Below are 24,964 nucleotides of genomic sequence, written 5' to 3'. Positions count from 1 at the left end.
TCGCGGGGTTCGCGGGGTGCGGGGGGCGTCAGTGGCCGTCGGCGGCGCTGCGCTCGCGGCCCAGGCTGAGCAGGAGGTCCTGGTGGAGCTCCATCCAGATGTCGTGGTAGGAGTTCGCCAGCGGCCGGGCGAAGGCGGCGATGTCGCCGCCGCGCAGGCGGCCGAGGACGGCGGCGAGCCGCTCGGCGTAGGTGCCCAGCCGCGGGCAGCCGGCGGCGCCGTCGCGCAGCGGTCCCTGCACGTCGGCGTCGAGGGCCGCGAGGTCGTCGATCACGCCCGCGTCGTAGGCCGCGTCGGTGTGGTCGTTGGGTGCGCCGTCGCGCATCTGCCAGGCCGTGGTGACCTCCTTGAGGCGCACGTTGGCGGGCAGGAACGCCTCGTAGGCGGCCTCGAGCGCGGCCGTGGCCTCGGCCCCGGCGGTGTCGGCGGCCAGCAGGACGGCGTACTGCTCGCGGCCGGCGTCGGTGAGCCGGAAGCCGCCGCGGCGGCCCTCGTGGAACGAGACGTGGCCGGCGGCCTCGGCGGCGCGCAGGAGCTGCTCGGCCTCGGCGGCCTCGAGGCCGGCGATCTCGGCGGCGAGCTCGGGCTGGACGGTGCCGCGCAGGCGCAGGGCGTGCAGGGCCAGGAAGGCGGGGGCGGCCGGGGCGGCGGGGCTCGCCGTGCGGGGGTCGGTCATGGGCTTCTCCTTGATCGTCAGAACATACCGTACAGTATGATTCTGCGACGTGGCTCACACCGCCCTCGGCGACGGACACCGCCCCACCCCCTGCCCGCGAAGGACCCGCCCATGACCACGACCCCCGATACGCCGGTCGCCGGCACCGTGATCGAGTTCGACACCCCCTTCGTGGGCGACGACCTCTACACCCGCGCGAACGCCGGCGAGGTGTTCCCCGAACTGCTCAGCCCGCTGTCGTGGACGCTGCTCGGACCGGCGCTCGAGCGCGGCTTCATGCGCTGCATGGCCGACGACTTCGCCGCCATCGAGCCGCTGCCCGGCGGCTACCGGGCCTGCGGCCGGATGGCCGGGCGGCTCCACCTCAACCTCTCGGTCTTCCGCACCGTCGCCGAGCGGGCGCCGGGCTCCTCGGCCGACGACCTCGACAAGCAGTACTTCGGCGACGCCGTCGCCAGCGGGCTGCCCGGGCACCCGAAGGAGAAGGTGCCGCTGACGACCACCCTGCGGTGCACGGGCGCCGGACTGCGCACCATGGCGAGCATCGACCGCCGGGTGAAGCGGGAGACCCGCCTGGCCGCCGAGGCCGCCGCCGCCCGCACCGCCCTCCTGGCCTCCGGCCCCACCCCCCGCCAGGCCCTCGACGCGGCCCGCGGCGAACTCGACCTCTACTCCGCGCTCTTCGGCAGCCACGTCACGGCCCGCGCGCTGACCGCGTCGGCGGTGTCGCTGGCGATGGGCGCCCTCACCAAGCGGGGCCTGAGCGACGACCAGGCGCTCGCGCTCATCAGCGACATCCCCGACATCGAGAGCGCCAAGCCCAGCAAGGAGCTCAGCGCCATCGCCGCGGCCGCCGCGCCCGCAGCCCGCAGCGCGGTGCTCGAGGGCGCCGACTGGGCCGAGCTCGGCGCCGCCACCGACCCCGACATCGTCGCGCTGCGCACCGAGCTCGAGGCGTTCCTCGCCACCTACGGCCACCGCGGCGTCAACGAGTTCGACCCCGCCTGGCCGGTCTGGGGCACCCAGCCGGACGCCGTCCTCTCCCTGCTGCGCCGCATCCTCGCCGCCGGTGCGGGCACCGAGCGGGCCCGCACGCCGGGCGAGGTGCCCGGCGGCGTCGCCGGGTTCCTGGTGCGCAACGCCCGCAAGGCGATCCACCGCGCGGAGAACACCAAGGACAACATCATCCGCGTCTGCCACGACCTGCGGCTCTACCTCGACGCCGCGTTCGCCGGCCTGGCCGAGCAGCTCACCCGCGAGGAGGCGCTCGCCCTCTCGATCGAGGAGCTGCTGGCCGTCGCCGACGGCGGCCCCGTGCCCGGCGAGCTGATCGCGCGGCGTCGCGCCGAGATCGAGGCAGCCCTGCTCATCACCCCGGCCGAGTGGTCGATGCACGAGCTCACGGTCGCCCACGAGGAGGCCGCCGCCGGCATCACCGAGCTCGTCGGCCTCGCCGGTTCGCAGGGCGTCGTGCGCGGCCGGGTGCGCGTGATGCGCGACGTCGACGACGCCTTCGAGGACGACGAGGTGCTCGTCGCCGCCACCACCGACACCGCTTGGACCCCGCTGTTCCTGGCGGCGGCCGCCGTCGTCACCGACACCGGCGGCCCGCTGTCCCACGCCACGATCGTCGCCCGCGAGCTCGGGATCCCGGCCGTGGTCAACACCAAGACCGCCGTGCGCGACCTGCAGGACGGCGACCTCGTCGAGGTCGACGGCACCGCGGGCGTCGTCCGCATCATCGAGCGAGGAGCCTCCGCATGACCCTCACCCCCGCCGCCGGCGGCACGGCCGGCGCATCCCTCGGCCTCGCCGACATCGACGTCGTCAGCAACGCCGTCTACGCCGACGACGTGCCCTTCGAGCAGTTCGCGCGGCTGCGCCGCGAGGCGCCGGTCTTCCGCCAGCGCATCCCCGACCCCGCGCTCGTCGACGAGGCCTGGGTGATCAGCACCCAGGAGTTCATCCGCCAGGTCTCCCTCGACACCGACTCCTTCTCCTCCAACGCCAACGGCGTGCGGCTCGACGCGCAGCGGGTGAAGGAGGGCCTGAAGGTCCAGCGCGGCAACTTCATCATGCTCGACGAGCCCGACCACAAGCAGCAGCGCGGGCGGGTCAGCAAGGGGTTCACCCCGCGCACCGTGCGCACCTTCGAGGCCGCGTTCCGCACGCTGGCCGCCGACATCGTCACGCAGGCGCTCAGCGGCGAGCGGGAGTTCGACGTGGTCGACCGGCTCGCGATCCACGTGCCCATCAGCGCCATCTGCACGCTCCTCGGCGTCCCCGAGGAGTACCGCGGCAAGGTGCTGGAGTGGTCGAACGCCATCGTCGGCATGAACGACCCCGAGTCCGGCGGCTCCCGTGAGGCGGCGGGCGCCGCGGTGATGGAGGTCGCGCGCCTGGCACTGGAGCTCTCCGAGGCGAAGCGGGCGAACCCGGCCGACGACCTGCTCTCCCAACTGGCGAACCTCCCGGCCGAGGAGCGACTGGACGACGACGAGCTCACCGGCTTCGTGCTGCTGCTGCTCGTCGCCGGCAACGAGAGCACCCGCAACACCACCACCCTCGGCATCGAGGCCTTCGCCCACCACCCCGATCAGCTCGACTGGCTCGCCGAGGACCCCGAGTCCCGCATGGCCGGCGCAGTCGACGAGATCATCCGCTGGGCCAGCCCGCTCACCTACATGGCCCGCACCGCGGTCACCGACGTCGAGGTGGGCGGCCAGCTCATCCGCGCCGGCGATCGGGTCGCGATGTTCTACTGCTCGGCCAACCGCGACGAGGCCGTCTTCGACGACCCCCACGCGTTCCGCCTCGACCGCGAGAACGCCTACCAGCACCTGGCCTTCGGCGTCGGATCCCACTCCTGCATGGGGTCCTCGCTCGCCCGGGTCGAGCTCGCCGCGGTGATGAGCGAGTTCGTCGCGCGCGTGGCCCGCGTCGAGATCGCCGGCGACGTCCAGCGCCTCCAGAGCAGCTGGGTGCGCGGCGTGAAGAGGCTGCCGATCCGCGTCACCCTCCGCTGACCCGTCCGTTTCCCCCGACCCGAGGATCCCCATGTACCCCGGAACCACCGCCGCCACCGCCCCCGACCGCATCGCCGCCCGCATCGCCGGCACCGACGACGTGCTCACCTACGGCGACCTCGAGGACCGCGCGAACCGGCTCGCCCGTGCCTGGTTCGAGGCGGGCCTGCGCCGCGGCGACGTCGTCGCGCTGCTCACCACCAACGACCTGCGCGCGTTCGAGGTCTACTGGGCCGCGATGCGCTCGGGGCTCTACATCACGGCGGTCAACCGGCACCTGACGGCGTCCGAGATCGCCTACATCGTCGGCGACTGCGGCGCCAAGGTGCTCGTGGTGGCCGGCCGGCTCGCCGAGATCGCCACCGAGCTCGTGCCGCTGACGCCGTCGGTGCAGATCCGGCTGGCGTTCGGAGCCGACGTGCCCGGCCACCTGCGCTACGAGACCTTCCGCGACGAGGCAGAGGCCACGCCGCTGCCCGACCGCCCGCGCGGCGCCGACATGCTCTACAGCTCCGGCACGACCGGCCGCCCCAAGGGCATCAAGCCGCCGCTGCCGACCGCGCAGGTCGAGGAGCACGCCGAGTCGCTCATCCACCTGGCCAAGGCGGCCTGGGGCATGGGCGAGGACACCGTCTACCTCTCCCCCGCGCCGCTCTACCACGCCGCCCCGCTGCGCACCGCCGCCGCCGTGCAGGCCCTCGGCGGCACGGTCGTGGTGATGCAGCGCTTCGAGGCCGAGGCCGCCCTCGAAGCGATCGAGACCCACCGCATCACCCACAGCCAGTGGGTGCCGACGATGTTCGTGCGCCTGCTCAAGCTCGAGGACGACGTCCGCGCACGCTACGACGTCTCGAGCATGCGGATGGCGATCCACGCCGCCGCCCCCTGCCCGCCGCAGGTCAAGCACCGCATGATCGAGTGGTGGGGCCCGGTGATCACCGAGTACTACGCCTCCACCGAGGCCAACGGCCTCACCCTCATCTCCGCGCCGGAATGGCTGGCCCACGAGGGGTCGGTCGGCCGCGCGGTCATCGGGCGCATCCGCATCTGCGACGGCAACGGCGCGGAGGTGCCGGTCGGCACCGTCGGCACGGTGTACTTCGAGCGCGACGAGCTGCCCTTCACCTACCACGGCGACCCCGAGAAGACCCGCTCGGCGCAGCACCCCGACCACCCGACCTGGACCACCACCGGCGACCTCGGCCGCGTCGACGAGGAGGGCTACCTCTACCTCGCCGACCGCCAGTCGTTCCTCATCATCTCCGGCGGCGTGAACATCTACCCGCAGGAGATCGAGAACTGCCTGGCCCTGCACCCGGCGGTCGACGACGTCGCGGTCACCGGCGTCCCCGACGAGGAGATGGGCGAGTCGGTGCACGCCTGGATCGTGCCGTCGCCCGGCCACGCGCCGGCCGACGAGGAGGCCCGGGCCGCGCTGGCCGAGCAGATCACCACGCACGTGCGGGCGCATCTGGCCGGCTACAAGGTGCCGCGCGGCGTCACCTTCGTCGACACCCTGCCGCGCACGCCCACCGGCAAGCTGGTCAAGGCCCGTATCGCCGCGCCGGTCACCGCCTGAGCCGACGGGCCGGTCAGGCCGCCGGGAGCGGCTGGAGATCCAGGCGGACCGTCGGATCGGGCGCGGGTGCGGCCGCGCCGGCCGGGACGCCGTCCCAGCGGGCGAGGTCGCGCAGCCGTCGCGCGACCTCGGCGGCCGCGGGTCGCGCGGACGGGTCGAGCGCGGTCATGGCCGCGAGCAGTCCGGTCCAGGCCGGCCCGAGCGAGACCGGCAGGAGCGGTCCTCGGGCGAGCCGGGCGTGCGCGACCTCGCGGGCGGCGCCCCGGTAGGCGCGCTCGCCGGTGAGCGCCTCCAGCAGCACGAGACCGAGGGCGTAGACGTCGGCAGCACCACCGAGCGGGGCGCCGGTGACCTGCTCGGGGGCGAGATAGGCGGCGGTGCCGAGGGTGCAGCCCGAGGCTGCCAGGGCATCGACCTGCCCGGCGCGGCGGGCGATGCCGAGATCGGCGACCTTGACCTCGCCGGTGCCGGAGATCAGCAGGTTCGCCGGCTTCACGTCCAGATGCACCCACCCGCTCCGGTGCAGGTGGTCGAGCCCGGCCGCGACACCGGCACCGACGTGCGCGACGGCCGCCGCGGGCAGGGCACCTCGGGCGAGGTGGGCGGCGAGGTGCGCGCCCTCGACCAGTTCCAGGACGAACCAGGGCAGCTCGGCCTCGGTGTCGCCGCGATCGAGCAACGCGACCAGATGCGGGTGCCGCAGCGGCGCGTGCACCGCGACCTCCTCGGCGAAACGGGCCCGGGACTCGGGCACCTCGGCGATGGACAGGGCGGCGATCTTCACCGCCACCCGCCGATCGCGCAGGAGGTCGTCGGCCGACCACACCTCGGCCATCCCGCCGCGACCGACGAGGTCGACCAGGCGGTACCGGTCGCCGACGAGCCGACCTGCGGAGACCGCCGCAGGTCGGCGTCGGCGCTGCAGGAGCGTCATCGACGTCGCAGGTCGCTCAGCGGCGGCGCAGCACCAGCTGGGCCAGGTAGACGACGACGAGCACGAGGATGATGAACAGCAGGATCTTCATGGGGTTTCCCAACGTGAGGCGTGCACGCCCGAAACCGACGCGGGATGCGATCGGTCCGCCCGAGAGGCGCTGCGGAGGTTGTGCACCCGCGCACCGACGCCGAAACCGCCGGGCTTCACCCCCAGGCAGGGTCTGCCCCCTCGGCCGCCGGGCGCGGAGCCCGCGCGGCCGAGGGGAGGAAGCAGTCCGGGGGAGGTGTCAACAGCCCCGGCGGCACCGCCAGCGGCGGAACCGCGCCGAACCCTTCGACCTCCAGTAAACCTCCGGCAGGCGCCGTCCGTCAGCGGTTCGTCAGCATCGGTCGGCGGCGTCGATCACGCCGCCGATCACGCGCCGATCACGCGCCGATCACGCGCCGCCGGCAGACCCGTCGGCCTCCTCGGCCAGTACCTGCTGGGCGATCCGGAAGGCGGTGTTGGCGTCGGGGACGCCGCAGTAGATCGCCGACTGGAGGATCACCTCGCCGATCTCGGCCGGGGTGAGGCCGTTGCGCAGCGCGGCGCGCACGTGCATCGCGAACTCCTCGTGGTGGCCGCGCGCGATGAGGGCGGTGAGCGTGATCATCGAGCGGCTGCGGCGGTCGAGCCCGGGGCGGGTCCACACCGAACCCCAGGCCGTCTCGGTGATGAAGCGCTGGAAGTCGCGGGTCAGGTCGGTGGCGGCCGCGGTGGCGCGGTCGACGTGGGCGTCGCCCAGCACCTCGCGCCGCACCCGCATGCCGGCCTCGTAACGGTCGTCGCTCATGCGCTCTCTCCTTCTCCATGGCGGGCCAGCTGCTCGCGCAGCAGCTCGGCGACACGATCGGGCGCCTCGATCGGCGCGAGGTGCGCGACGTCGTCGAGGACGACGAGCCGGCCGTCGCGCACGCCGTCGGCGATCTCGGCCAGCGAGGACGGCGGCGTGGCGACGTCGTGCGCGCCGGCGACGGCCAGCACGGGGGCGGCGATCTCGCCGAGACGGTCGCGCACGTCGAAGGCGCCGAGGGCGTGGCAGACCGCCGCGTAACCGTCGTCGGCGGCGTCGGAGAGCACCCGCAGCAGCGCGCCGCCGGCGTCCGGCTCGCGCTCGAGGAAGCCGGGCGCGAACCATCGCGAGGCCGAGGCCGCGACGAGGGACGGCGTGCCCGAGGCGCGCACCTGGGCGGCCCGCTCGGCCCACGAGTCGGTGGTGCCGATGCGCGCGCCTGTGCAGCACAGTGTGGCGGTGCGCACGCGCTGCGGTGCGTCGAGCAGGAGCTGCAGCCCGATCGCGCCGCCGACCGAGTCGCCGGCGTAGTGGAAGGTCGTGACGCCGCGCTCGTCGAGCAGGTCGAGCACGTGGGCGGCCAGGTCGGCCATCGTGAGGTCGGCGGGCGCGGTCCAGGTCGAGGATCCGTGGCCGGGCAGGTCGAACCCGACGACCTCGACCTCGTCGTCGAGCAGGCGCGCGACCGGACCCCACAGGGCGGCGGCGGAGGTGCCGAGCGAGGGCCCGAGCACGAGCACGGGCCTCATCGGGCCACCTCGAAGGCGGCGGCGCGGGCGAGCGCCGCGTCGATCTGGAAGGCGGCGGTGCCGAGGTACTCCTCGGCCGGCGCGGCGCCGCACAGCGCGGCCATCGCGGCCTGCTCGGCGCGGACGCCGTCGGCGGCGGCGAGGTGCGCGGCGGCTCGCTCGGGGTGCACCACGAGACCGGCGAGCAGGTCGGCGGTCTGGTCGGCGGCCACGACCGTGCGCGTCAGCAGGTCGGCTAGGGCGGGCCACTCGGCGTGCCAGCCGCCCGGCGTCCGCTCGTCGACGGCGTCGGCCGCGGCCGCATGCAGCGTCGCCGCCGCGGCCGGGGCCGCCAGCGCTGCGGCCCGCACCAGCGTGGCGAGCACCGGGTTGGCCTTGCCGGGCATGGTCGAGGAGCCGCCGCCGACAACCTCGGCCAGCTCGCCGATCTCGGCCCGGCTGCCGAGCAGCACGTCGCCGGCGACGTGCCCGAAGGCGTCGGTGCAGGCGACCAGCGCGTCGCCGATCCGGGTGATCGGACGCCGCGTGGTGTGCCACGGGCGGGCCGGGTCGAGGTCGAGCAGGCGCGCGGCCCGATCGGTGACGGCGAGCGCGGTCGTGGGGTCTCCCGCCAGCTCGGTGAGGGCGGCGCCGGTGCCCGCGGCGCCGCCGAACTGGGCCGGCAGGCGCAGTGCGGCGAGGTCGTCGGCGGCGTCCAGGAGGCCGTGCAGCCAGCCCGCGAACCGCAGGCCGAGCACGGTCGGGACGGCGGGCTGGGTGAGCGTGCGGGCCAGCGCCGGGCAGGCGCGATGGCGCTCGACGAGCCCGACGAGCACCTCGACCTGCCGGCCGATCGCCGTGAGCACCCGGGCCCGTGCGCGGGCCGCGCACAGCATCAGCGCGGTGTCGACGACGTCCTGACTGGTCAGGCCGCGGTGCAGCCACCGCGCGGCCTCGCCGCGCTGGCGGTCGCGCAGCAGCGCCACGAGCGGGATGACCGGGTTGCCGCCGGCCTCGGCGTCGCGGGCGAGCGCCTCGCGGTCGGCCGCGGTGAGCTCGATCGGCGCCAGGAGGGCGTCGGCCGGGAAGACCCCGGCCTCGACCGCCGCCTGCGACCAGGCGGCCTCGACGCGCAGCATCGAGGCCAGGATCGCCTCGTCGTCGGCGACCCCCGCGGCGCGGTGCGCGCCGGGTCGCAGCAGCGAGGTCACGCGGGCCCGTCGTGGTCGAGGAACACGGTCTCGTGGTCTCCCTGGAGGTGGACGTCGAAGCGCAGCCCGTCGTCGGCCACGGCGATCAGCGTGGCACGACGCGCGGCCGGCAGCGAGGCCAGCAGCGGATCGGCGGCCAACGCGGCGTCGTCCCCGGGCACGTAGGCGCGGGTGAAGAGCCGATGCAGCAGGCCGCGGGCGAACACGCAGACCGAGAAGAACGCGGCACCGCCGTCGACCGGGCCCGGCACGAGCGTCGAGAACCCGTAGCGGCCCTCGCGGTCGGTCGAGGCCCGGCCCCAGCCGGTGAAGGTGAACCCGTCGCGGCGCAGCGAGCCCGCCACGGTGGGGACGACGCCGTCCGGCCCGGCCTGCCGGATCTCCACGAGCGCGTCGGGCACCGGGACACCGGCGCCGTCGAGCACCCGGCCGTGCAGCCGGATCGACCCGGGCGAGCCGGGCGGCACCAGGTCGCGGTCGCCATCGAAGGGCAGCGCGTAGTGGAAGAACGGGCCCACGGTCTGGCCCGGGGTGGGCGTGAGCGTCATGCGGGGTCCTCCGGGTCGTCGAGCGGGGTGCGGTGCGCGCCGGTGAGCACGATGTCCCAGCGGTAGCCGGTGGCCCACTCCGGCTGGGTGAGGTCGTGGTCGTAGGCGGCCACCAGCCGCGCGCGGGCGGCGGGGTCGAGGATCGACTGGTAGATCGGGTCGAGGGCGAAGAGCGGGTCGCCCGGGAAGTACATCTGGGTCACCAGCCGCTGGGTGAAGTCGGTGCCGAACAGCGAGAAGTGGATGTGCGCGGGCCGCCAGGCGCTGCGGTGGTTGCGCCACGGGTACGGGCCCGGCTTGATGGTGGTGAACCGGTAGCGGCCCTCGTCGTCGGTCAGGCAGCGGCCCATGCCGGTGAAGTGCGGGTCGAGCGGGGCGGGGTGCTGGTCGCGCTGGTGCACGTAGCGGCCGCCGGCGTTGGCCTGCCAGATCTCGACGAGCTGGCCGCGCACCGGGCGGCCGTCGCCGTCGAGCACCCGGCCGGTGACGACCATCCGCTCGCCGATGGGCTCGCCGCCGCGCTGGATCGTCAGATCGGCCTCGAGCGGGTCGACGTCGCGCTGCCCGAACGCGGGTGCCCACAGCTCCGCACCCTCGGGGTCGGCCTGCACGGGGTCCTTGGTCGGGTGGCGCAGCAGCGAGCTGCGGTAGGGCGGATAGTCGCGCCGCGGCTGGGTCTCCTCGACGCCGCGCTCGGCGTAGTCCTTCGCGGCGGCCGCGATCTCGACGTCGATCTCGGCCTGGGTCGAGGACGACTCGCCCGGGGCGTTCCCTGCTGCCGGCACTGGGGCGTTCACTGCTGCGGCCATCCGGTGTATCCCTCCGCGAGGTAGGTCGAGCCGGCCCGGGAGCCGACGAGGGTGGCGAGTTCGCCCAGCTGACGCTGCTCGTCGAAGGGCGTCGACCCCTCGACCCGGTGCAGCATCGTGGTCATCCAGTAGGAGAAGTGCTGGGCCTTCCAGACCCGGGCCAGGGCCCGGTCGGTGTAGGCGTCGAGGGCGCCGTCGTCGTCCTTGAGCAGCGCGAGCTCGAGCTGCTCGGCGAGCACCCGGACGTCGGCGAGCGCGAGGTTGAGGCCCTTCGCGCCGGTGGGCGGCACGGTGTGGGCGGCATCGCCGGCGAGCACCAGACGCCCGTGGCGCATGGGGGTCTGCACGAAGCTGCGGAACGGCAGCACGGAACGCTGGATGATCGGGCCCTCGTGGAGGGTGAACCCGTCGTCGCCGGCGAGGCAGCCCTGGAGCCGCTCCCAGATGCGCTCCTCGCTCCAGGCCTCGGGGTCCTCGGTCGGGTCGCACTGGAAGTAGAGCCGCTGCACGGTCTCGGTGCGCTGGCTCACGAGGGCGAATCCGTGCTCGGAGCGGGCGTAGATCAGCTCGGGCGCACTGGGTGGGGTCTCGGCCAGGATGCCGAACCAGGCGAAGGGGTACTCGCGGAAGAACTGCCGCCGGTCGGGCACGAGGTCGCGGCAGATCGAGCGGGAACCGTCGGCGCCGACGACGATCTCGGCCTCGAGACGCCGCGGGACGCCGTCCGCGTCGGTGAAGGCGACCACGGCGGGGCCGTCGCCAGCGACGTCGTGGACGGCGGTGTCGCTGATGCCGTAGCGCAGGTCGCCGCCGTCGCGGGTGCGGGCGCGGTGGAGATCGATGAAGACCTCGGTCTGCGGGTAGAGCCAGCACGAGGCGCCGACCAGCTCCTGGAAGTCGATGCGGTGGCTCGCGCCGCCGAAGCGCACGGCGATGCCCTGGTGCTCGTGGCCCTCGGTGAGCACGCGGTCGGAGGCGCCGGAGTCGACGAGCAGGCGCACGCTGTCGCGCTCGAGGATGCCGGCCCGGTGGGTGGTCTCGATGGTGGCGACCTCGCGGTTGTCGAGCACCACGGTGGCGATGCCGGCGAGGTGGAGCAGGTGGGAGAGCATCAGGCCGGCGGGGCCGCCGCCGACGATCGCGACGGTCGTGCGCTCCGTCGTGGGCGCGCTGCTCGGTCGGGGAGTCTCGGACATGGACCGCACGCTAGGGAGACCGCGGTCACACGGTCGAGGCTAGACTTCCACTCAGTGGCATCGACCGAGGGAGAGTGCAGCGATGGCCGGACGCTCCGCGCCGGGGGCCTCGCTCGTGGCCCGCGCCTTCGAGATCCTCGGGGCCTTCGACGAGCGGCATCGCAGCCTCGCGCTCGCCGAGCTGGCCGAGCGCACGGGCCTGCCGACCTCGACCGCGCTGCGCATCGCGCGGCAGCTGGTCGCCGACGGGGCGCTCGCACGGCGTCCCGACGGTCGCTACGTCGTCGGTCGCCGCATCTGGGACCTCGGCCTGCTCGCACCGGTCGAGAGCGACCTGCGCGAGACCGCCTCGCCCTACCTGCACGACCTGCACGCAGCCACTCGCGCGACCGTGCACCTGGCGGTGCGCGAGGGCGCCGAGGTGCTCTACCTCGACCGGCTCGCCGGGCGCGCGTCGGTGCCGGTGGTGAGCCGGGTCGGCACCCGGCTGCCGCTGCACGCCACCGGCGTCGGCAAGGTGCTGCTCGCGCACGCACCGGACGACGTCGTGGCCGCCGTGCTCGGCGACCTGCGCCGCCTCACCCCGCACACGATCACCCAGCCACGGGTGCTCACCGGCCAGCTCGCGCGGGTGCGCCGCGACGGCTATGCGACCACCGCCGAGGAGATGACCCTCGGCGCGTGCTCGGCCGCCGTCCCGATCCGTGCGGGCGGCGAGGGCGAGGTCGTCGCGGCGCTCGGCGTCGTCGTCCCCTCGCTGCGCCGCGACCGCGTGCGACTCGTCGCGGCCCTGGAGGTGGCCGCGGCCGGCATCGGACGACGTCTCAGGCACCCAGGCGGGCCAGCAGCTCCTCGGCGCTGACACCGAAGGTCTCGCGCAGCACTGCGCCGTCCGGGCCGAGGTCGAAGACGCCGAGCTCGGTGTAGACCCGGTCGACACAGGCCAGTCCTGTGAGCGGGTAGGCGCACGAGGGGACGAGCTTGGGGCTGCCGTCCTTCGCGAAGAGCGTCATCATCACGAAGACCTGGCGGGCGCCGATGGCGAGGTCCATCGCCCCGCCGACGGCCGGGATCGCGTCGGGAGCGCCGGTGTGCCAGTTCGCGAGGTCGCCGTGCACCGAGACCTGGAAGGCGCCCATGACGCAGACGTCGAGGTGGCCGCCGCGCATCATCGCGAAGGAGTCGGCGTGGTGGAAGTAGGCCGCGCCCGGCAGCTCGGTGACCGGGATCTTGCCGGCGTTGGTGAGGTCGGGGTCGATCTCCTCGCCGTGCGCGGCCGGGCCCATGTTGAGCATGCCGTTCTCGGTGTGCAGCACGACACCGGCGTCCTCGGGGAGGTGGTCGGCGATGAGCGTGGGCTGCCCGATGCCGAGGTTGACCACCGCGCCGTGCGGGATGTCGCGGGCAACCAGCGCGGCCATCGCGTGCTTGTCGAGCGGCTCGGGCGTGCGCTGCGGGACGCCGTCGGGATGGGGCGCGATGCTCACGGGACCTCCACGATCCGGTCGACGTAGATGCTGGGGGTGATGACGGCCTCGGGGTCGAGGCCGCCGATCTCGACGACCTCGGCGACCTGCGCGATCACCGTGGTCGCGGCGGTGGCCATCACCGGGCCGAAGTTGCGGGCGGTCTTGCGGTACACGAGGTTGCCGAGCCGGTCGGCTCGATGGGCGCCGATGAGGGCGACGTCGCCGCGCAGCGGCAGCTCGAGCACGTGCAGACGACCCTCGATCTCGCGCACCTCCTTGCCCTCGGCCAGCGGCGTGCCCACCCCGGTGGGGCAGTAGAAGGCGCCGATGCCGGCACCCGCCGCGCGCATCCGCTCGGCGAGCGTGCCCTGCGGCACGACCTCCAGCTCGATGCGGCCCTCGCGGTAGAGACCGTCGAAGACCCACGAGTCGGACTGCCGCGGGAAGGAGCAGATCACCTTGCGCACCCGCCCGGCGGCCAGCAGCGCGGCCAGCCCGGTATCGCCGTTGCCCGCGTTGTTGGAGACGACGGTGAGGTCGGTGGCGCCCTGGCGGATGAGGGCGTCGATGAGGGGCACCGGCATGCCGGCCATGCCGAAGCCGCCGATGAGCACGGTGGCGCCGTCCTCGATGCCGGCGACGGCGGCGTCGGTGCTCTCGCAGACGATCGCGCGGCCCATCAGGCGACCGCGCTCTCGTTCTCCAGGACGACGGCCAGGCCCTGGCCGACGCCGATGCAGATCGCGGCGAGGCCCCAGCGCTCGCCCGTCTCGCGCAAGCGGGCGGCGAGCGTGGCGAGGATGCGTGCGCCCGAGGCGCCGAGCGGGTGGCCGAGCGCGATCGCGCCGCCGCGGGCGTTGACCAGCTCCGCGTCGCGCAGGCCCTCGGCCAGCCAGGCGTCGAGGCAGGCGAGGGACTGGACGGCGAAGGCCTCGTTGAGCTCGACGGCGCCGACCTGGCTCCAGCCGATGCCCGCCCGCCGCAGCGCGGCGGCGGCCGCCTCGATCGGGGCCAGCCCGAAGAGGTGCGGCTCGAGGGCCGAGGCGCCACGGCCGGCGATGCGGGCGAGCGGCTGGGCGCCCAGGCGGTCGGCGGCCGAGGCGCTGCCCAGCACGAGCGCCGAGGCGCCGTCGCTGAGCGGCGAGGCGTTGCCGGCGGTGATCGTGCCGGTGCCGTCGCGCCGGAAGGACGGCTTGAGCCCGGCCAGCGTCTCCGGCGTGGTGTCGGCGCGGATGCCCTCGTCCCGAGCGAGGTCGACGTCGGGCACCGCGACGACGAGGTCGTCGTAGAAGCCGTCGCGCCAGGCCTGGTCGGCGAGGCGGTGGGAGCGGGCGGCGAAGGCGTCCTGGCGTTCGCGCGAGATGCCGGTGCTCGCGGCGATCTGCTCGTTGCACTCGCCGAGGGACGCCGTCCACTCGACGGGCATGCGCGGGTTGATCAGGCGCCAGCCCAGGGCGGTCGAGACCGCGGTGACGTCGCCGGCCGGGAAACCGCGGGCCGGCTTGGGCAGCACCCAGGGAGCCCGGGTCATCGACTCCGCTCCGCCGGCGACCACCACGTCGGCGTCGCCGCTGGCGATCATGCGCGAGGCCGTGATGGCGGCGTCGAGGGAGGAGCCGCAGAGCCGGTTGACGGTCGTGGCGGGCACGGTGACCGGCAGGTCGGCGAGCAGCACCGCCATCCGGCCGAGGTTGCGGTTGTCCTCGCCCGCCTGGTTGGCCGCACCCCACACCACCTCGTCGATCGCGGCCGGGTCGAGGCCCGGCACCCGGGCGAGCACGCCCGACAACGCGGTGGCGGCGAGGTCGTCGGGCCGGACGCCGGCGAGGGCGCCGTTGAAGCGGCCGAACGGAGTGCGGGCGGCGGCGTAGAGGTACGACTCGGTCACGCTGCCGACGCTACGCCTCATCGGCGATACGCTGAAGGACCGATTTCGCACTGATTGAGAGGCTGGGCGTATCAATGGATCTGCGGCGCCTCGAGGCGTTCGTCGCCGTGGCCGAGGAACGGCACTTCGGTCGCGCCGCCGAACGGCTGCACATGGCGCAGCCACCGCTGTCCCAGCAGATCCGCGCCCTCGAGCGCGAACTCGGCGTCCCGCTCTTCACCCGCACCACCCGACGGGTCGACCTGACGACCGCGGGCGCCGCGTACCTTCCGCGCGCGCGGGCGATCCTGAGGGAGACCGCCGAGGCGGCCGACGAGGTGCGCCTGGTCGCGGCCGGCCGTCTGGGCCGGCTGACGCTGGGCTGCGTGGGCTCGGTGACCTACAGCCTGCTGCCGCGGTTGGCCCGCGGGCTCGCGGCCGAGCTGCCGGGCGTCGAGGTCTCCTTCCGCGGCGAGATGCTCGTGCCCGACCAGGTCGATGCGCTGGTGGCCGGCGAGGTCGACCTCGCCCTGTTGCGGACGCCGGTGCGCACGCCGTCCCTCGCCGTCACCGCACTGCGGCAGGACAAGCTCGTGCTCGCGGTGCCTGCCGAGCATCGCCTCGCGACCCGCAGCCGGGTGGGCGTGCGCGACCTGCGCGACGTCGACCTCATCGTGCACGCCGGCAGCCGCGCCGCGGTCATGTACGACCGGGTCGTCGGCCTGTGCCGCGGCGCCGGCTTCGAGCCGCGCGTGCGCCACGAGGTCGCCGAGACCTCGACGCTCGTGACCCTGGTGGCAGGCGGTCTCGGCGTCGCCGTCGTCCCCGAGCCCGTGCAGGCGCTGGGACTGGACGGCGTCCGGTACCTGCCGCTGCGCGGCGCCGGAACGGTCGAGCTGGCCCTGGCCTACGTGCACGATCGCACCGAGCCCCACCTGCTGCGGGCGGCCGAGGCGGTGGCCGCGATCGTGCGTGCCGATCGCGGCCACCGCGCTCGAGCCGGCTCCGGGGTCAGTCCGCGGTGATGACGCGGATGAGCTTCTTGTTGACGAACTCCTCGATGCCGTAGCGACCGAGCTCGCGGCCGAAGCCGGAGCGCTTCACGCCGCCGAAGGGCAGTTCCACGCCGTCGGCGTTGACGCCGTTGACGAAGACCATGCCGGCGTCGAGCTGGTCGGCCACGCGCAGCGCCTGCTCGGCGTCCGGGGTGAAGACGTAGGAGCCGAGGCCGTAGGGGGTGTCGTTGGCGGTGGCCACCGCCTCCTCCTCCGAGCCGACCTTGACCACCATGGCGACCGGGCCGAAGAGCTCCTCGCGGTAGACGGGGTTCTCGACGTCGACGCCGGTGAGCAGCCCGGCGGGGAAGAACGCGCCGTCCCGCTCGCCGGTCGCGCGCAGCTCGGCGCCGGCGGCCACCGCCCGGTCGAGCTGCTCGGCGAGCCGGTCGGCGGCCGCGGTCGAGGAGAGCGGGCTGTCGATGCCGGCCTCGCGGATGCGCTCCTCGAAGCGCGCGACGAAGTCGTCGTAGAGGCTGTCGATGACGATGAACCGCTTGCCGGCGTTGCACACCTGGCCGGTGTTGTAGAAGCGGGCGTCGACGGCGGCCTGCACGGTGGCGTCGAGGTCGTCGGAGCCGAGCACCACGAAGGGGTCGGAGCCGCCGAGCTCGAGCACGACCTTCTTCAGGTTGCGGCCCGCGATCTCGGCGACGGCGGCGCCGGCCCGCTCGGAGCCGGTGAGCGAGACGCCCTGCACGCGCGGGTCGGCGATGATCGTGGCGACCTGCTCGTTGGTGGCGTAGAGGTTGACGTAGGCGCCCTCGGGGAAGCCGGCGTCGGCGAAGATCGCCGCCATCGCCGCGGCCGAGGAGGGGCACTGCGGTGCGTGCTTGAGCAGGATCGTGTTGCCGGCCGTCAGGTTGGGTCCGGCGAACCGGGCGACCTGGTAGCAGGGGAAGTTCCACGGCATGATCCCGAGCAGGACGCCGACCGGGCTGCGCCGGATGACCGCCTCGCCCGATCCTGCGAGCAGCGTCACGGGCTCGTCGGCGAGGAACGTCTCGGCATTGTCGGCGTAGTACTCGTAGATGGCGGCGGCGAACTCGATCTCCTCGCGCGCCTCGGACTCCGGCTTGCCCATCTCCTGCACGACCAGGCGTGCCAGCTCGTCGATGCGCTCCAGGTGCAGCTCGCCGACCCGGCGCACCAGCGCCGCCCGCTGCGCCGGCGTCGTGGTGCGACCCCAGCTGCGGTACGCCGCGTCGGCCGCGCCGATCGCCGCGGCGATCTCGGCGTCGGTGGCGGTGGGGTAGTCGGCGACCACCTCACCGGTACGGGGATCACGGACGGCGTACAGCGTCATGGGGTCGTTCCCTTCGTCTCGGGGGCGCAGGTCGCGTCGGCCCGGGAGACCGACGACGCGCTCTGAAACCTATGGAACCAGATATATCCGGGCGGCGGCAGCCCCCGGCCTCACCCCGTCACGGAGTCCAGCGCCGCGCGGCGCCGTGATGGTCCTCGGCCAGCCACCGGCGGCCCGGGCCCTGGAGCTTCTCGCGCAGCGTGCCGCGCGGCGAGTGCCGGGCCAGACCCCGCTCGCGCAGCACCGGCAGCACCAGCTCGGCGACGTCCTCGAAGGTGCCGGGCACGAGGTTCGGCTGGAGGAGGAAGCCGTCGACATCGGTGGCCTCGGCGAAGGCGACGGCCTGGTCGACCACCTGCTCGGGGTCGCCGACGAACACCGAGCCGTTGATGCCGGTGACGCGGAAGTCCTCGAGGATCTCGGCGACCGTGGGCCCCGGCGCCTCGGGTGTGCCGAGGTAGCGCTGGAGGTTGCTCAGGCCGAGCTCGGTGGTGAGGTCGGTGGGCAGCGGCCGGTCGAGCGGGAAGCGCAGCAGGTCGACACCGGTGTTGCCGGCGAACACCGCGGCCGCACCCTCGAGCGTGGAGCGTTCGAGCATGCGCGCATGCCGGGCGTGCGCCTCCTGCGCCGTGGGCGCGGTCAGCAGCATGACGCCGGCGAGCACGGTGATGCCATTCGGGTCGCGGCCGGCCTCGCGGGCCGCCGTCCGGATGCCCGCGACGCGCTGCGCGACCACCGCCGGGTCGCCGCCGGCGACGAAGACGGCCTCGGCGTTGCGGCCGGCGAACGCCAGACCGCGCCCCGACGAACCCGCCTGCACCAGCAGCGGCGTGCGCTGGGGCGACGGTGGCACGTTCAGCAGCCCGTGGCTGCGGAAGTACGGCCCCTCGTGGGTGATCGAGCGGACGCCGTCCGGCTCGGCGAAGACCCGCCGCGCGGCGTCGCGCACCCAGGCGTCGGTGCGCCACGTCGACTTTCACAGCCCCAGGCACAGCTCGAGGTAGTCCTCGGCCATGTCGTAGCGCAGATCGTGGGCGATGAGCGGCTCGCCCATCAGCTCGGCGGCGGTGGCGCCGTTGGCGCCGGTGACGATGTTCCAGCCGAGCCGGCCGCCGCAGAAGTGGTCGAGTGTCGCCAACCGCCGCGCCAGGGCGGCGGGGCGCTCGACGGTGGTCGAGCAGGTGACGACGAAGCCGAGCTGCTCGGTGGCCGCGGCGAGCGCCGAGACGAGGGTGATGGGGTCGGCCTGCGGCACCGCGCGTCCCTCGCTCACCGTGGCCGGGTGCGGTTGCCCGTCGACGGCGGGCCAGCCATAGCTGTCGGCGAGGAAGAGGAAGTCGAAACCGGCCGCATCCAGCATCCGCGCCATCGGGATCCAGTGGTCGAGGCTGAGGAAGTCGGCCGAGCCGTCGTCGGGCTCGAACCACGAGGCGCCGACCATGCCGTTGGCGCCGAGGTAGGAGAACGCCGCCATCACCAACGGCTCCGACTCCCGCATCCGCACGCCTCCTCGGCTGATCCCTTCCGGCTGCGACGAGGCTCGCGCACCGCTGTTTCGCCGTCGTGTCGGGCGGATCTCGGCTCAGCCTGGAATCAGGAAAGGCGGAGCCCCCGCGACGGCTCGGGCGTCGCGGGGGCTCCTTCACCAACCGGTGGTCGGCTCAGTAGGCGCTGAAGAGCGCGTCGGTGAGCACCCACGGCACAGCGTCGTAGTGGAAGTAGACCCACAGGAAGAGGGCGGCGCCGGCCAGCGCGATGTCCTTGTTGAAGGCCACCATCTCCATCTGCTTGGCCATCGGGTCGGTCTCCTTCCAGAAGGCGTGCATCTGGACGGCGGTGATGATCAGCAGGATCGCCAGGCCGAGCGAACCGATGTCGCCGAAGATGCCGAGCAGCACCGAGAGCCCGCCGGCGAGTAGGGCGACGCCGCTGATCTGCACGAGCGGCTTGGCGGGGCTGACCCCGCGCGATGCGGCGTAGCCCGCCATGGCCTCGGTCTGCGTGAGGTGGCCGATGGCCGAGCCGATCAGCAGGAACACGAACATGACGCGGCCGATGAACTGCACGAGTTCGAAGAAGGTGCTCATAGGTCTCCTCGGGGGTGGACGGTGGTCGGAGCCTGTCGCTCCGGTGGGACGACGTCAACGAACCCCTCCCCCCGGACTCGACCACCTGCCAAGCTGGCGCCGCTCCCGACACCGCCGTCGCCCCCGGAGGCCCCATGACCACGCTCCCCACGCTGCCCTTCACCGGCCGCTCGATCCTCGTCACCGGCGCCTCCTCCGGCCTGGGCGCCGCCTGCGTTCGGCGCTTCGCGGCCGGCGGCGGTTCGGTCTATGCGGCCTCGCGCGACCAGGAGCGACTGGCGGAGGTGGCGGCGTCCTGCGCCGACCTGCCGGGCACGGTGCGGTACGGCGTCCTCGACGTCGGCGACGCGTCGTCCTGCCGGGCCGCGGTGGCCGACGCCGTCGCGGCCTTCGGGCGGCTCGACGTGCTGGTCAACAACGCCGGACGCCACGACTTCCGCATCACCACCGAGGTCACCGACGAGCAGTGGCACCACGACCTCGCCGTGAACCTCTCGGGCGCGTTCTTCACCAGCCAGGCCGCGATCCCGCATCTGCTGGAGGCGGCCGGCAACATCGTCAACGTCTCCTCGGTCGCCGGCATCCACGGCGAGGCCTACTCCGCCGCCTACACCGCCGCCAAGCACGGGCTGGTCGGGCTCACCAAGGCGCTGGCCGTGGAGTACCTGACGACGCCGCTGCGCGTGAACTGCGTGTGCCCGGGCGGCATGGACACCCCGCAGGTGCACAACATCGACATCCCCGAGGGCGCCGACTGGGAGCTGATCATGCGCATCTCGGCCAAGCGCGGCTTCATGACCGCCGACAGCGTGGCCGCCGTGGTCTGCTTCCTCGCCTCGGACGACGCGGCCGCCGTCCACGGGAGCATCCAGCTCGTCGACCACGGGCACCTGGCGGGCTGACCCGCGTCGCGGCACACTCGGCCCATGGCCGTCCGCCCGCATCTGCCGCTGGAGGCGTTCGCCCGCGCCAGCGGGTGGGAGGAGTCCGTCGTCCGCGATCTCGTGGCGGACGGACGCCTCGACGGCGTGCGCACCGACGACGGCGTCCTGTTCGCGATCCTCACCGACCGGCTGCCGGCGGACGTCGATCCGGCCGCCGCCGAGCGCATCGCCGCGGCGACGACGAAGGAGCGGGCCCCCGACGATGCGCCGACCGGCGAGGGGTGGACGATCAGCTGGTAGGGCTCAGCCCTTGCGAGCCGCCCGCGAGTAGAGCGAGAGCAGCGTGCGCGCGACGAGCGCGAGGGCACCCTGCTCGACGAATGGCACCCGCGCCTGCGCCGAGAGCGTCCACTCGACGGCGACGCCCGAGCCCTGCGGGGTGAGATGCACCTCGCCGCGGTAGTCGCGGAACGGGATGCCGGCCAGGCCGCGGTAACCGAGCACGTGCGGGGCGTCGAAGGTGGTGATCTCCTCGACGATCGCGGGTGCCGGGCCGGGGGCGCTGATGCGGCGCACCGCGCCGACCCCGCCGGGCGTCTCGGCCTTCGCGTCGTCGACGGTCACGCTCATGCCCGGACCCCACGTGGCCATGGCCTCGTGCTGCGAGAGTGCCGCCCACGCCTGCTCGACGCTGATCGGGAGGGTGGTGCGGGCGGTGGCCTGGGCGCGCTTCGACATGGGGGCTCCTGGTGGTGCGGTGGTGGTGCGGGACCGACGGGGGGACGACGGGTCGAGCGTGGCAGGAACACGGGGACGGCGCAGCCCCGCTCACGGTCTGGAACGCGTCTCCTCCTCAGGTACCGATCCTCCCGACCCAGTGCCGATCCGGCGCGCACACCTGTTCCGACCCGTCCCCCGGCGCGGACGATGGCGGCATGCCGTCGACCACCGCGCCCCGATCGACCCCGCCGACCCTCGCCGCCACGACCCGTACCGGCGTGATCCGCGCCTTCCTCGTCGTCGTGGGCACGGGTCTGATCGCCGGGGCCCTCACCTCCTGGGCGCAGGGCGTGCTGCCCGACTCCATCGGCCCGCTGGCCAACTCGATCTCCGGCTGGACGATCGTGGTCGTGGCGGCCGTGGCCGCCGTTCGGCCCGGCCCGCGGGCCGGCGCCGCACTCGGCGTCGCCGCGTTCCTGGCCCTGCTGCTCGGCTACACGCTGGCCGCGGCTGCGCGGGGGCTGAGCTACGACCCCACGCTGTGGGGCGTCCTCGGGGTGCTGGCCGGGCCGATGGTCGGCGCCGCGGCCGCCGCGCTCGTCGAGCCCGCTCCGCTGCGGCGGGGACTCGGCGCGGGTGCGATCGCCGGCCTGCTCGCGGCGGACGGCGTCCGCGGGTTGACGGTGCTGGCCGCGACGACGAGCCCGGTGTGGTGGTGGTGCTGCCTCGCCGGCGCGGCGGCGCTGCTGGTGGCGACGGCCGCGCGCATCGTGGGCGCGCGCTCCCGCCTGCTCATGCTGGCCACCGCGGCGGGCATTGCCGCGGCGCTCAGCCTCGGGCTGCGGCTGCTCGGCTGAGGCCCTCAGTCGCGGGCCAGCGCGAGCACGGTGGCCACCACCGAGACGACGAGCAGCACGGTGATGCCCAGCATCCAGCCGAGCACCCAGCCCGGGATGCGGCGGAGGTCGCGTCGCGTGTCCATGGCCGCACCCTTCCCCGGCGTCCCGTCCCGGACACCCGGGGCGCGCACCGGAGGGGTGGGTGGGGACCGCTCAGACCCGGACGACCCGCGTGCCGAGCGCCGTGTAGCGGGCGGCATCGCTCTCGGCGAGCTCGGTGCCGGTCACGATCGTCTCGAAGTCGGCGACCTCGGCGAAGCGGATGAAGGTCGTGACGCCGAACTTGGCGTCGGTGGCCATCAGGACGCTGCGACGCGACCGCTCGACCGCCAGGCGCTTGACCGCGGCGACCGCCGGGTCGGGGGTCGTGAGCCCGTCGGTCGCGGTGATGCCGTTGGTGCCCATGAAGGCCAGGTCGATGCGCAGCTCGGCGAGCTGCCGCAACGCCCAGCTGTCGACGGTGGCCAGGGTGCGGCCCCGCAGCTTCCCGCCGAGCAGGAACACCGTGACGGTGCTGCTCTCGGCCAGCGCCTGGGCCACCAGCAACGAGGCGGTGACGACGGTGAGGGTGCGGTCGGCGAGCAGTTCGGCGACCAGCCGGGGCGTGAAGCCCTCGTCGAGGAACACCGTCTCGGCACCGTGCAGCAGGCCGACGGCGTGATGGGCGATGCGCTGCTTCTGCAACAGGTCGACCTGGCTACGGAAGCCGAAGTCGGATTCGAACGCGGCGCTCTCCAGGGGGATCGCCCCGCCGTGCACGCGCTTGACGAGCCGCCGCTCCGCGAGGACCTTCAGGTCGCGGCGGATCGTCTCGGTGGCGACGCCGAACTGCTCGGCGAGCGCGGCGACGTCCGCCCGGCCCTCGACGCGGGCGATGGCGAGGATGCGCGATTGGCGGGTCTCGGAATCGACGGGCAGGGCGGGCTCGGTCATCGTGCCGCCATTGTGGTGCACGCGCTCGGTGCGGTCGAGGATCGGGCCGCCCGTCCCCCTGGGATGGGACGGGCGGCCCCGACCTGACCGACGCCGGGCCTACGGCGTCACACGGTCAGGACGTCGCGCACCTGCTCGGGTGTGGTGGCCGCGCGGAGCCGGGCCACCGCATCCTCGTCGAGGAACACCTGGCCGATGCGACCCAGCATCGCCAGGTGCTCGTTCCCCTGACCGGCGACGCCGACGACGAACTCGACCTCCTTGCCGTTCCACGAGATCGGGTCGGTGTAGCGCACGAAGGAGATGCCGCTGCGCAGGATGGCCCCCTTGCCGGCCTCGGTGCCGTGCGGGATGGCGAGGCCGCGGCCCATGGCCGTCGACACCGACTGCTCGCGCTCGAGCATCGAGGCGACGTACCCGTCCCCGGCGACGCCGGCGGCGACCAGGAGGCGTCCGGCCTCGACGATCGCGTCGTCACGGGTCCGCGCCGTGCCGTCGAGGACGACGCAGCCGAGACCCAGCAGGTGGTCGGCACCGCCGGCACTCCCCCCGGCACCGACCCCGGCACCGACGCCCGCACCGACCGGCACCCGGACCGACGCGCTGGATCGCACCAGCTCGACGATCTCGTCGTAGCGCGGGCTGGCGAGGAAGTCCTCGACGCTGACGTGCACCGCGGACGGCGTCCGCTCGCGGGCCCGGGCGGTGAGGTCGCGGTGGGTGACCACGAGGTCGACGGTGTCGGTGAGCGAGCCGATCGCCCGGTTGACGACCTTGACCTCGCCGAAGCCGGCGTCGGCGAGCTTGCGGCGCAGCACCGAGGCGCCCATCGCCGAGGAGCCCATCCCCGCGTCGCAGGCGAAGACGATCGAGGACACCGAGCCCGTGCCCGCGCCGGAACCGACCAGGGTCGAGGCGATCGAGGCCTTGCCCTTGAGGTCCTCCATCGCGCTGGTGGCGGCGGCGAGGTCGCCGTCCTCGCTGCGGTCGGTGCGCAGCAGCAGTCCGGCGATCGCGAAGGTGACCGCGGCCGACGCCAGCATCGAGAGCGTCACTCCCACATAGCTGCCGGACGCCGTCTGGGCGTAGACCGCGAACACCGACCCGGGCGCGGCCGGGGCGCGCAGGCCGACGTCGAAGACGACGTTGACGAACACGCCGGTCATGCCGCCGGCGATGACGGCGAGGATGAGGCGGGGCTTCATCAGCACGTAGGGGAAGTAGACCTCGTGGATGCCGCCGAGGAACTGGATGATCGCGGCGCCGGGTGCCGATGCCTTGGCCATGCCCCGACCGAAGACGGAGAAGGCGAGCAGCAGCCCCAGGCCCGGGCCGGGGTTGGCCTCGAGCAGGAAGAGCACGGACTTGCCGCTCTCCGCGGCCTCGTTGGTGCCGAGCGGGGTGAGGATGCCGTGGTTGATGGCGTTGTTGAGGAACAGGATCTTCGCGGGCTCGATGATGAGCGAGGTCAGCGGAAGCAGGTCGTTGCTGACCAGGAAGTCGACGCCGTCGCCGAGACGGTCGGAGACGAAGGTGACGATCGGGCTCATCACGAAGAACCCGAAGGTGGCCAGGACGCCGCCCCAGATGCCGGCGGAGAAGTTGTCGACCAGCATCTCGAAGCCGGGTCGGATGCGACCGGCCCACAGGGCGTCGATGCGCTTCATCGTCCAGCCGCCCAGCGGGCCCATCATCATCGCGCCCATGAACATCGGGATCGAGGTGCCCGCGACGACGCCCATCGTGGCGATCGCCCCGACGACGCCGCCGCGCGTCCCGTGGATCATCTTCCCGCCGGTGTAGCCGATGAGGATCGGCAGCAGGTAGGTGATCATCGGTCCGACGATGCCGCCGCCGTCGGCGTCCCAGCCGCCGATGCGGGCGACCCAGCTGTCGGGACTGTCGCCGATGCCGAGCTTGGGCAGCCAGCCGACCTGGATGAAGAGGGCGGTGATGAGCCCCCAGGCGATGAAGGCGCCGATGTTCGGCATCACCATGGAGGACAGGAAGGTGCCGAACTTCTGCACCTGGACCCGGGCGCCGGAGCGCGGGGGCCGAACAGCGGTGGGGGATGCCATCGGTGGGTCCCTTCGACGAGTGCGGGATGTATGACCGAGATCACGTGAGGGCGCCAGTGAATCCCACATTCGGGCATCTTGGCAACCATTTCGGGCACATTCGGTCACATTCGGGCGTGGCTAC

General features: G+C 73.8%; 24 protein-coding genes and 1 pseudogene. 8 read left to right on the top strand and 17 right to left on the bottom strand.

The window, feature by feature from the left end:
- Positions 1–28 precede the first annotated feature (28 nt).
- Positions 29–676 carry a hypothetical protein gene (locus ABD671_RS07305; RefSeq protein ID WP_344732626.1) on the bottom strand — a complete coding sequence of 216 codons (648 nt, stop codon included), beginning with the start codon at positions 674–676 and terminating at the stop codon, positions 29–31.
- A gap of 111 nt (positions 677–787) precedes the next feature.
- Between ABD671_RS07305 and ABD671_RS07300 the strand changes: the two genes are divergently transcribed.
- The 3 genes from ABD671_RS07300 to ABD671_RS07290 are packed head-to-tail and all read left to right on the top strand — an operon-like array spanning position 788 to position 5,281.
- Positions 788–2,440: a PEP-utilizing enzyme gene (locus tag ABD671_RS07300; RefSeq protein ID WP_344732625.1), complete on the top strand. Its 1,653-nt coding sequence runs from the start codon at positions 788–790 to the stop codon at positions 2,438–2,440.
- Positions 2,437–3,702 carry a cytochrome P450 gene (locus tag ABD671_RS07295; protein WP_344732624.1) on the top strand — a complete coding sequence of 422 codons (1,266 nt, stop codon included), beginning with the start codon at positions 2,437–2,439 and terminating at the stop codon, positions 3,700–3,702. Before ABD671_RS07300 ends, ABD671_RS07295 begins: the two co-directional genes overlap by 4 nt.
- 31 nt (positions 3,703–3,733) lie before the next feature.
- Positions 3,734–5,281, top strand: coding sequence for an acyl-CoA synthetase (locus ABD671_RS07290; protein ID WP_344732623.1), 1,548 nt, complete (start codon positions 3,734–3,736; stop codon positions 5,279–5,281).
- 13 nt (positions 5,282–5,294) lie between these two features.
- On the opposite strand, the gene ABD671_RS07285 is transcribed toward ABD671_RS07290, so the two are convergent.
- From ABD671_RS07285 to ABD671_RS07255, 7 genes are all read right to left on the bottom strand, one after another.
- Positions 5,295–6,215: a serine/threonine-protein kinase gene (locus ABD671_RS07285; RefSeq protein ID WP_344732622.1), complete on the bottom strand. Its 921-nt coding sequence runs from the start codon at positions 6,213–6,215 to the stop codon at positions 5,295–5,297.
- A gap of 439 nt (positions 6,216–6,654) precedes the next feature.
- Positions 6,655–7,050 (bottom strand): 4-carboxymuconolactone decarboxylase, encoded by a 396-nt coding sequence (gene pcaC / locus ABD671_RS07280; RefSeq protein ID WP_344732621.1) that lies wholly within the window; start codon positions 7,048–7,050, stop codon positions 6,655–6,657.
- A complete protein-coding gene (locus ABD671_RS07275; RefSeq protein WP_344732620.1) occupies positions 7,047–7,799 on the bottom strand; it encodes an alpha/beta fold hydrolase in 753 nt (250 codons plus the stop codon). The genes pcaC and ABD671_RS07275 overlap by 4 nt, the downstream gene beginning before the upstream one ends.
- Positions 7,796–8,989: a lyase family protein gene (locus ABD671_RS07270; protein WP_344732619.1), complete on the bottom strand. Its 1,194-nt coding sequence runs from the start codon at positions 8,987–8,989 to the stop codon at positions 7,796–7,798. Before ABD671_RS07270 ends, ABD671_RS07275 begins: the two co-directional genes overlap by 4 nt.
- Positions 8,986–9,537: a protocatechuate 3,4-dioxygenase subunit alpha gene (pcaG, locus tag ABD671_RS07265; protein ID WP_344732618.1), complete on the bottom strand. Its 552-nt coding sequence runs from the start codon at positions 9,535–9,537 to the stop codon at positions 8,986–8,988. The genes ABD671_RS07270 and pcaG overlap by 4 nt, the downstream gene beginning before the upstream one ends.
- Positions 9,534–10,346 (bottom strand): protocatechuate 3,4-dioxygenase subunit beta, encoded by an 813-nt coding sequence (pcaH, locus tag ABD671_RS07260; RefSeq protein WP_344732617.1) that lies wholly within the window; start codon positions 10,344–10,346, stop codon positions 9,534–9,536. The genes pcaG and pcaH overlap by 4 nt, the downstream gene beginning before the upstream one ends.
- Positions 10,331–11,542, bottom strand: a complete 1,212-nt coding sequence (locus tag ABD671_RS07255; RefSeq protein WP_344732616.1) for a 4-hydroxybenzoate 3-monooxygenase — start codon at positions 11,540–11,542, stop codon at positions 10,331–10,333. Before ABD671_RS07255 ends, pcaH begins: the two co-directional genes overlap by 16 nt.
- An 82-nt stretch (positions 11,543–11,624) precedes the next feature.
- Here ABD671_RS07255 and ABD671_RS07250 point away from each other — a divergent pair, with 82 nt between their 5' ends.
- Complete coding sequence (locus ABD671_RS07250) at positions 11,625–12,404, top strand: IclR family transcriptional regulator (RefSeq protein WP_344732615.1); 780 nt, start codon at positions 11,625–11,627, stop codon at positions 12,402–12,404.
- Here the strand turns inward: ABD671_RS07250 and ABD671_RS07245 are convergent.
- From ABD671_RS07245 to ABD671_RS07235, 3 genes are read right to left on the bottom strand one after another with little or no spacing between them, the layout of a single operon-like run.
- Positions 12,367–13,029, bottom strand: a complete 663-nt coding sequence (locus tag ABD671_RS07245; RefSeq protein ID WP_425574895.1) for a 3-oxoacid CoA-transferase subunit B — start codon at positions 13,027–13,029, stop codon at positions 12,367–12,369. The genes ABD671_RS07250 and ABD671_RS07245 overlap by 38 nt on opposite strands.
- Positions 13,026–13,691, bottom strand: coding sequence for a 3-oxoacid CoA-transferase subunit A (locus ABD671_RS07240; RefSeq protein WP_344732614.1), 666 nt, complete (start codon positions 13,689–13,691; stop codon positions 13,026–13,028). Before ABD671_RS07240 ends, ABD671_RS07245 begins: the two co-directional genes overlap by 4 nt.
- Positions 13,691–14,899 (bottom strand): thiolase family protein, encoded by a 1,209-nt coding sequence (locus tag ABD671_RS07235; protein ID WP_344732613.1) that lies wholly within the window; start codon positions 14,897–14,899, stop codon positions 13,691–13,693. The genes ABD671_RS07240 and ABD671_RS07235 overlap by 1 nt, the downstream gene beginning before the upstream one ends.
- A gap of 74 nt (positions 14,900–14,973) precedes the next feature.
- Between ABD671_RS07235 and ABD671_RS07230 the strand changes: the two genes are divergently transcribed.
- A complete protein-coding gene (locus tag ABD671_RS07230; RefSeq protein ID WP_344732612.1) occupies positions 14,974–15,903 on the top strand; it encodes a LysR family transcriptional regulator in 930 nt (309 codons plus the stop codon).
- On the opposite strand, the gene ABD671_RS07225 is transcribed toward ABD671_RS07230, so the two are convergent.
- The 3 genes and pseudogenes from ABD671_RS07225 to ABD671_RS07215 form a co-directional block, all read right to left on the bottom strand.
- Positions 15,890–17,239, bottom strand: a complete 1,350-nt coding sequence (locus ABD671_RS07225) for an NAD-dependent succinate-semialdehyde dehydrogenase (protein ID WP_344732611.1) — start codon at positions 17,237–17,239, stop codon at positions 15,890–15,892. The two genes, ABD671_RS07230 and ABD671_RS07225, sit on opposite strands and share 14 nt — an antisense overlap.
- A gap of 118 nt (positions 17,240–17,357) precedes the next feature.
- Positions 17,358–18,680 (bottom strand): annotated as a pseudogene (locus tag ABD671_RS07220) (NtaA/DmoA family FMN-dependent monooxygenase).
- Positions 18,681–18,900: 220 nt separating this feature from the next.
- A complete protein-coding gene (locus ABD671_RS07215; protein ID WP_344732610.1) occupies positions 18,901–19,326 on the bottom strand; it encodes a DoxX family protein in 426 nt (141 codons plus the stop codon).
- 134 nt (positions 19,327–19,460) lie between these two features.
- On the opposite strand from ABD671_RS07215, the gene ABD671_RS07210 reads away from it, so the two are divergent.
- Together ABD671_RS07210 and ABD671_RS07205 are read left to right on the top strand one after the other, a co-directional pair.
- Entirely contained in the window at positions 19,461–20,228 is a 768-nt protein-coding gene (locus ABD671_RS07210) for an SDR family NAD(P)-dependent oxidoreductase (RefSeq protein ID WP_344732609.1), read from the top strand.
- Positions 20,229–20,252: 24 nt separating this feature from the next.
- Positions 20,253–20,510 carry a hypothetical protein gene (locus ABD671_RS07205; RefSeq protein ID WP_344732608.1) on the top strand — a complete coding sequence of 86 codons (258 nt, stop codon included), beginning with the start codon at positions 20,253–20,255 and terminating at the stop codon, positions 20,508–20,510.
- Positions 20,511–20,513: 3 nt separating this feature from the next.
- Here ABD671_RS07205 and ABD671_RS07200 read toward each other — a convergent pair whose 3' ends face one another.
- The gene (locus ABD671_RS07200) at positions 20,514–20,948 is read right to left on the bottom strand and encodes an SRPBCC family protein (RefSeq protein ID WP_344732607.1); all 435 of its coding nucleotides are present in this window, start codon (positions 20,946–20,948) and stop codon (positions 20,514–20,516) included.
- 197 nt (positions 20,949–21,145) lie between these two features.
- Here ABD671_RS07200 and ABD671_RS07195 point away from each other — a divergent pair, with 197 nt between their 5' ends.
- Positions 21,146–21,787 carry a DUF6518 family protein gene (locus tag ABD671_RS07195; protein ID WP_344732606.1) on the top strand — a complete coding sequence of 214 codons (642 nt, stop codon included), beginning with the start codon at positions 21,146–21,148 and terminating at the stop codon, positions 21,785–21,787.
- A gap of 195 nt (positions 21,788–21,982) precedes the next feature.
- Here the strand turns inward: ABD671_RS07195 and ABD671_RS07190 are convergent, their stop codons facing one another.
- Both ABD671_RS07190 and ABD671_RS07185 read right to left on the bottom strand, forming a co-directional pair.
- Positions 21,983–22,762 (bottom strand): DeoR/GlpR family DNA-binding transcription regulator, encoded by a 780-nt coding sequence (locus tag ABD671_RS07190; protein ID WP_344732605.1) that lies wholly within the window; start codon positions 22,760–22,762, stop codon positions 21,983–21,985.
- Between the two features lie 107 nt (positions 22,763–22,869).
- The gene (locus tag ABD671_RS07185; protein WP_344732604.1) at positions 22,870–24,840 is read right to left on the bottom strand and encodes a PTS mannitol transporter subunit IICBA; all 1,971 of its coding nucleotides are present in this window, start codon (positions 24,838–24,840) and stop codon (positions 22,870–22,872) included.
- Between the last annotated feature and the right edge of the window lie 124 nt (positions 24,841–24,964).

Source organism: Nocardioides fonticola, from assembly GCF_039536805.1.
Classification (GTDB): Bacteria; Actinomycetota; Actinomycetes; order Propionibacteriales; family Nocardioidaceae; genus Nocardioides; species Nocardioides fonticola.
The sequence above is the reverse complement of the archived record's forward strand: the minus strand, read 5'-3'. Positions and strand labels throughout refer to the sequence as shown.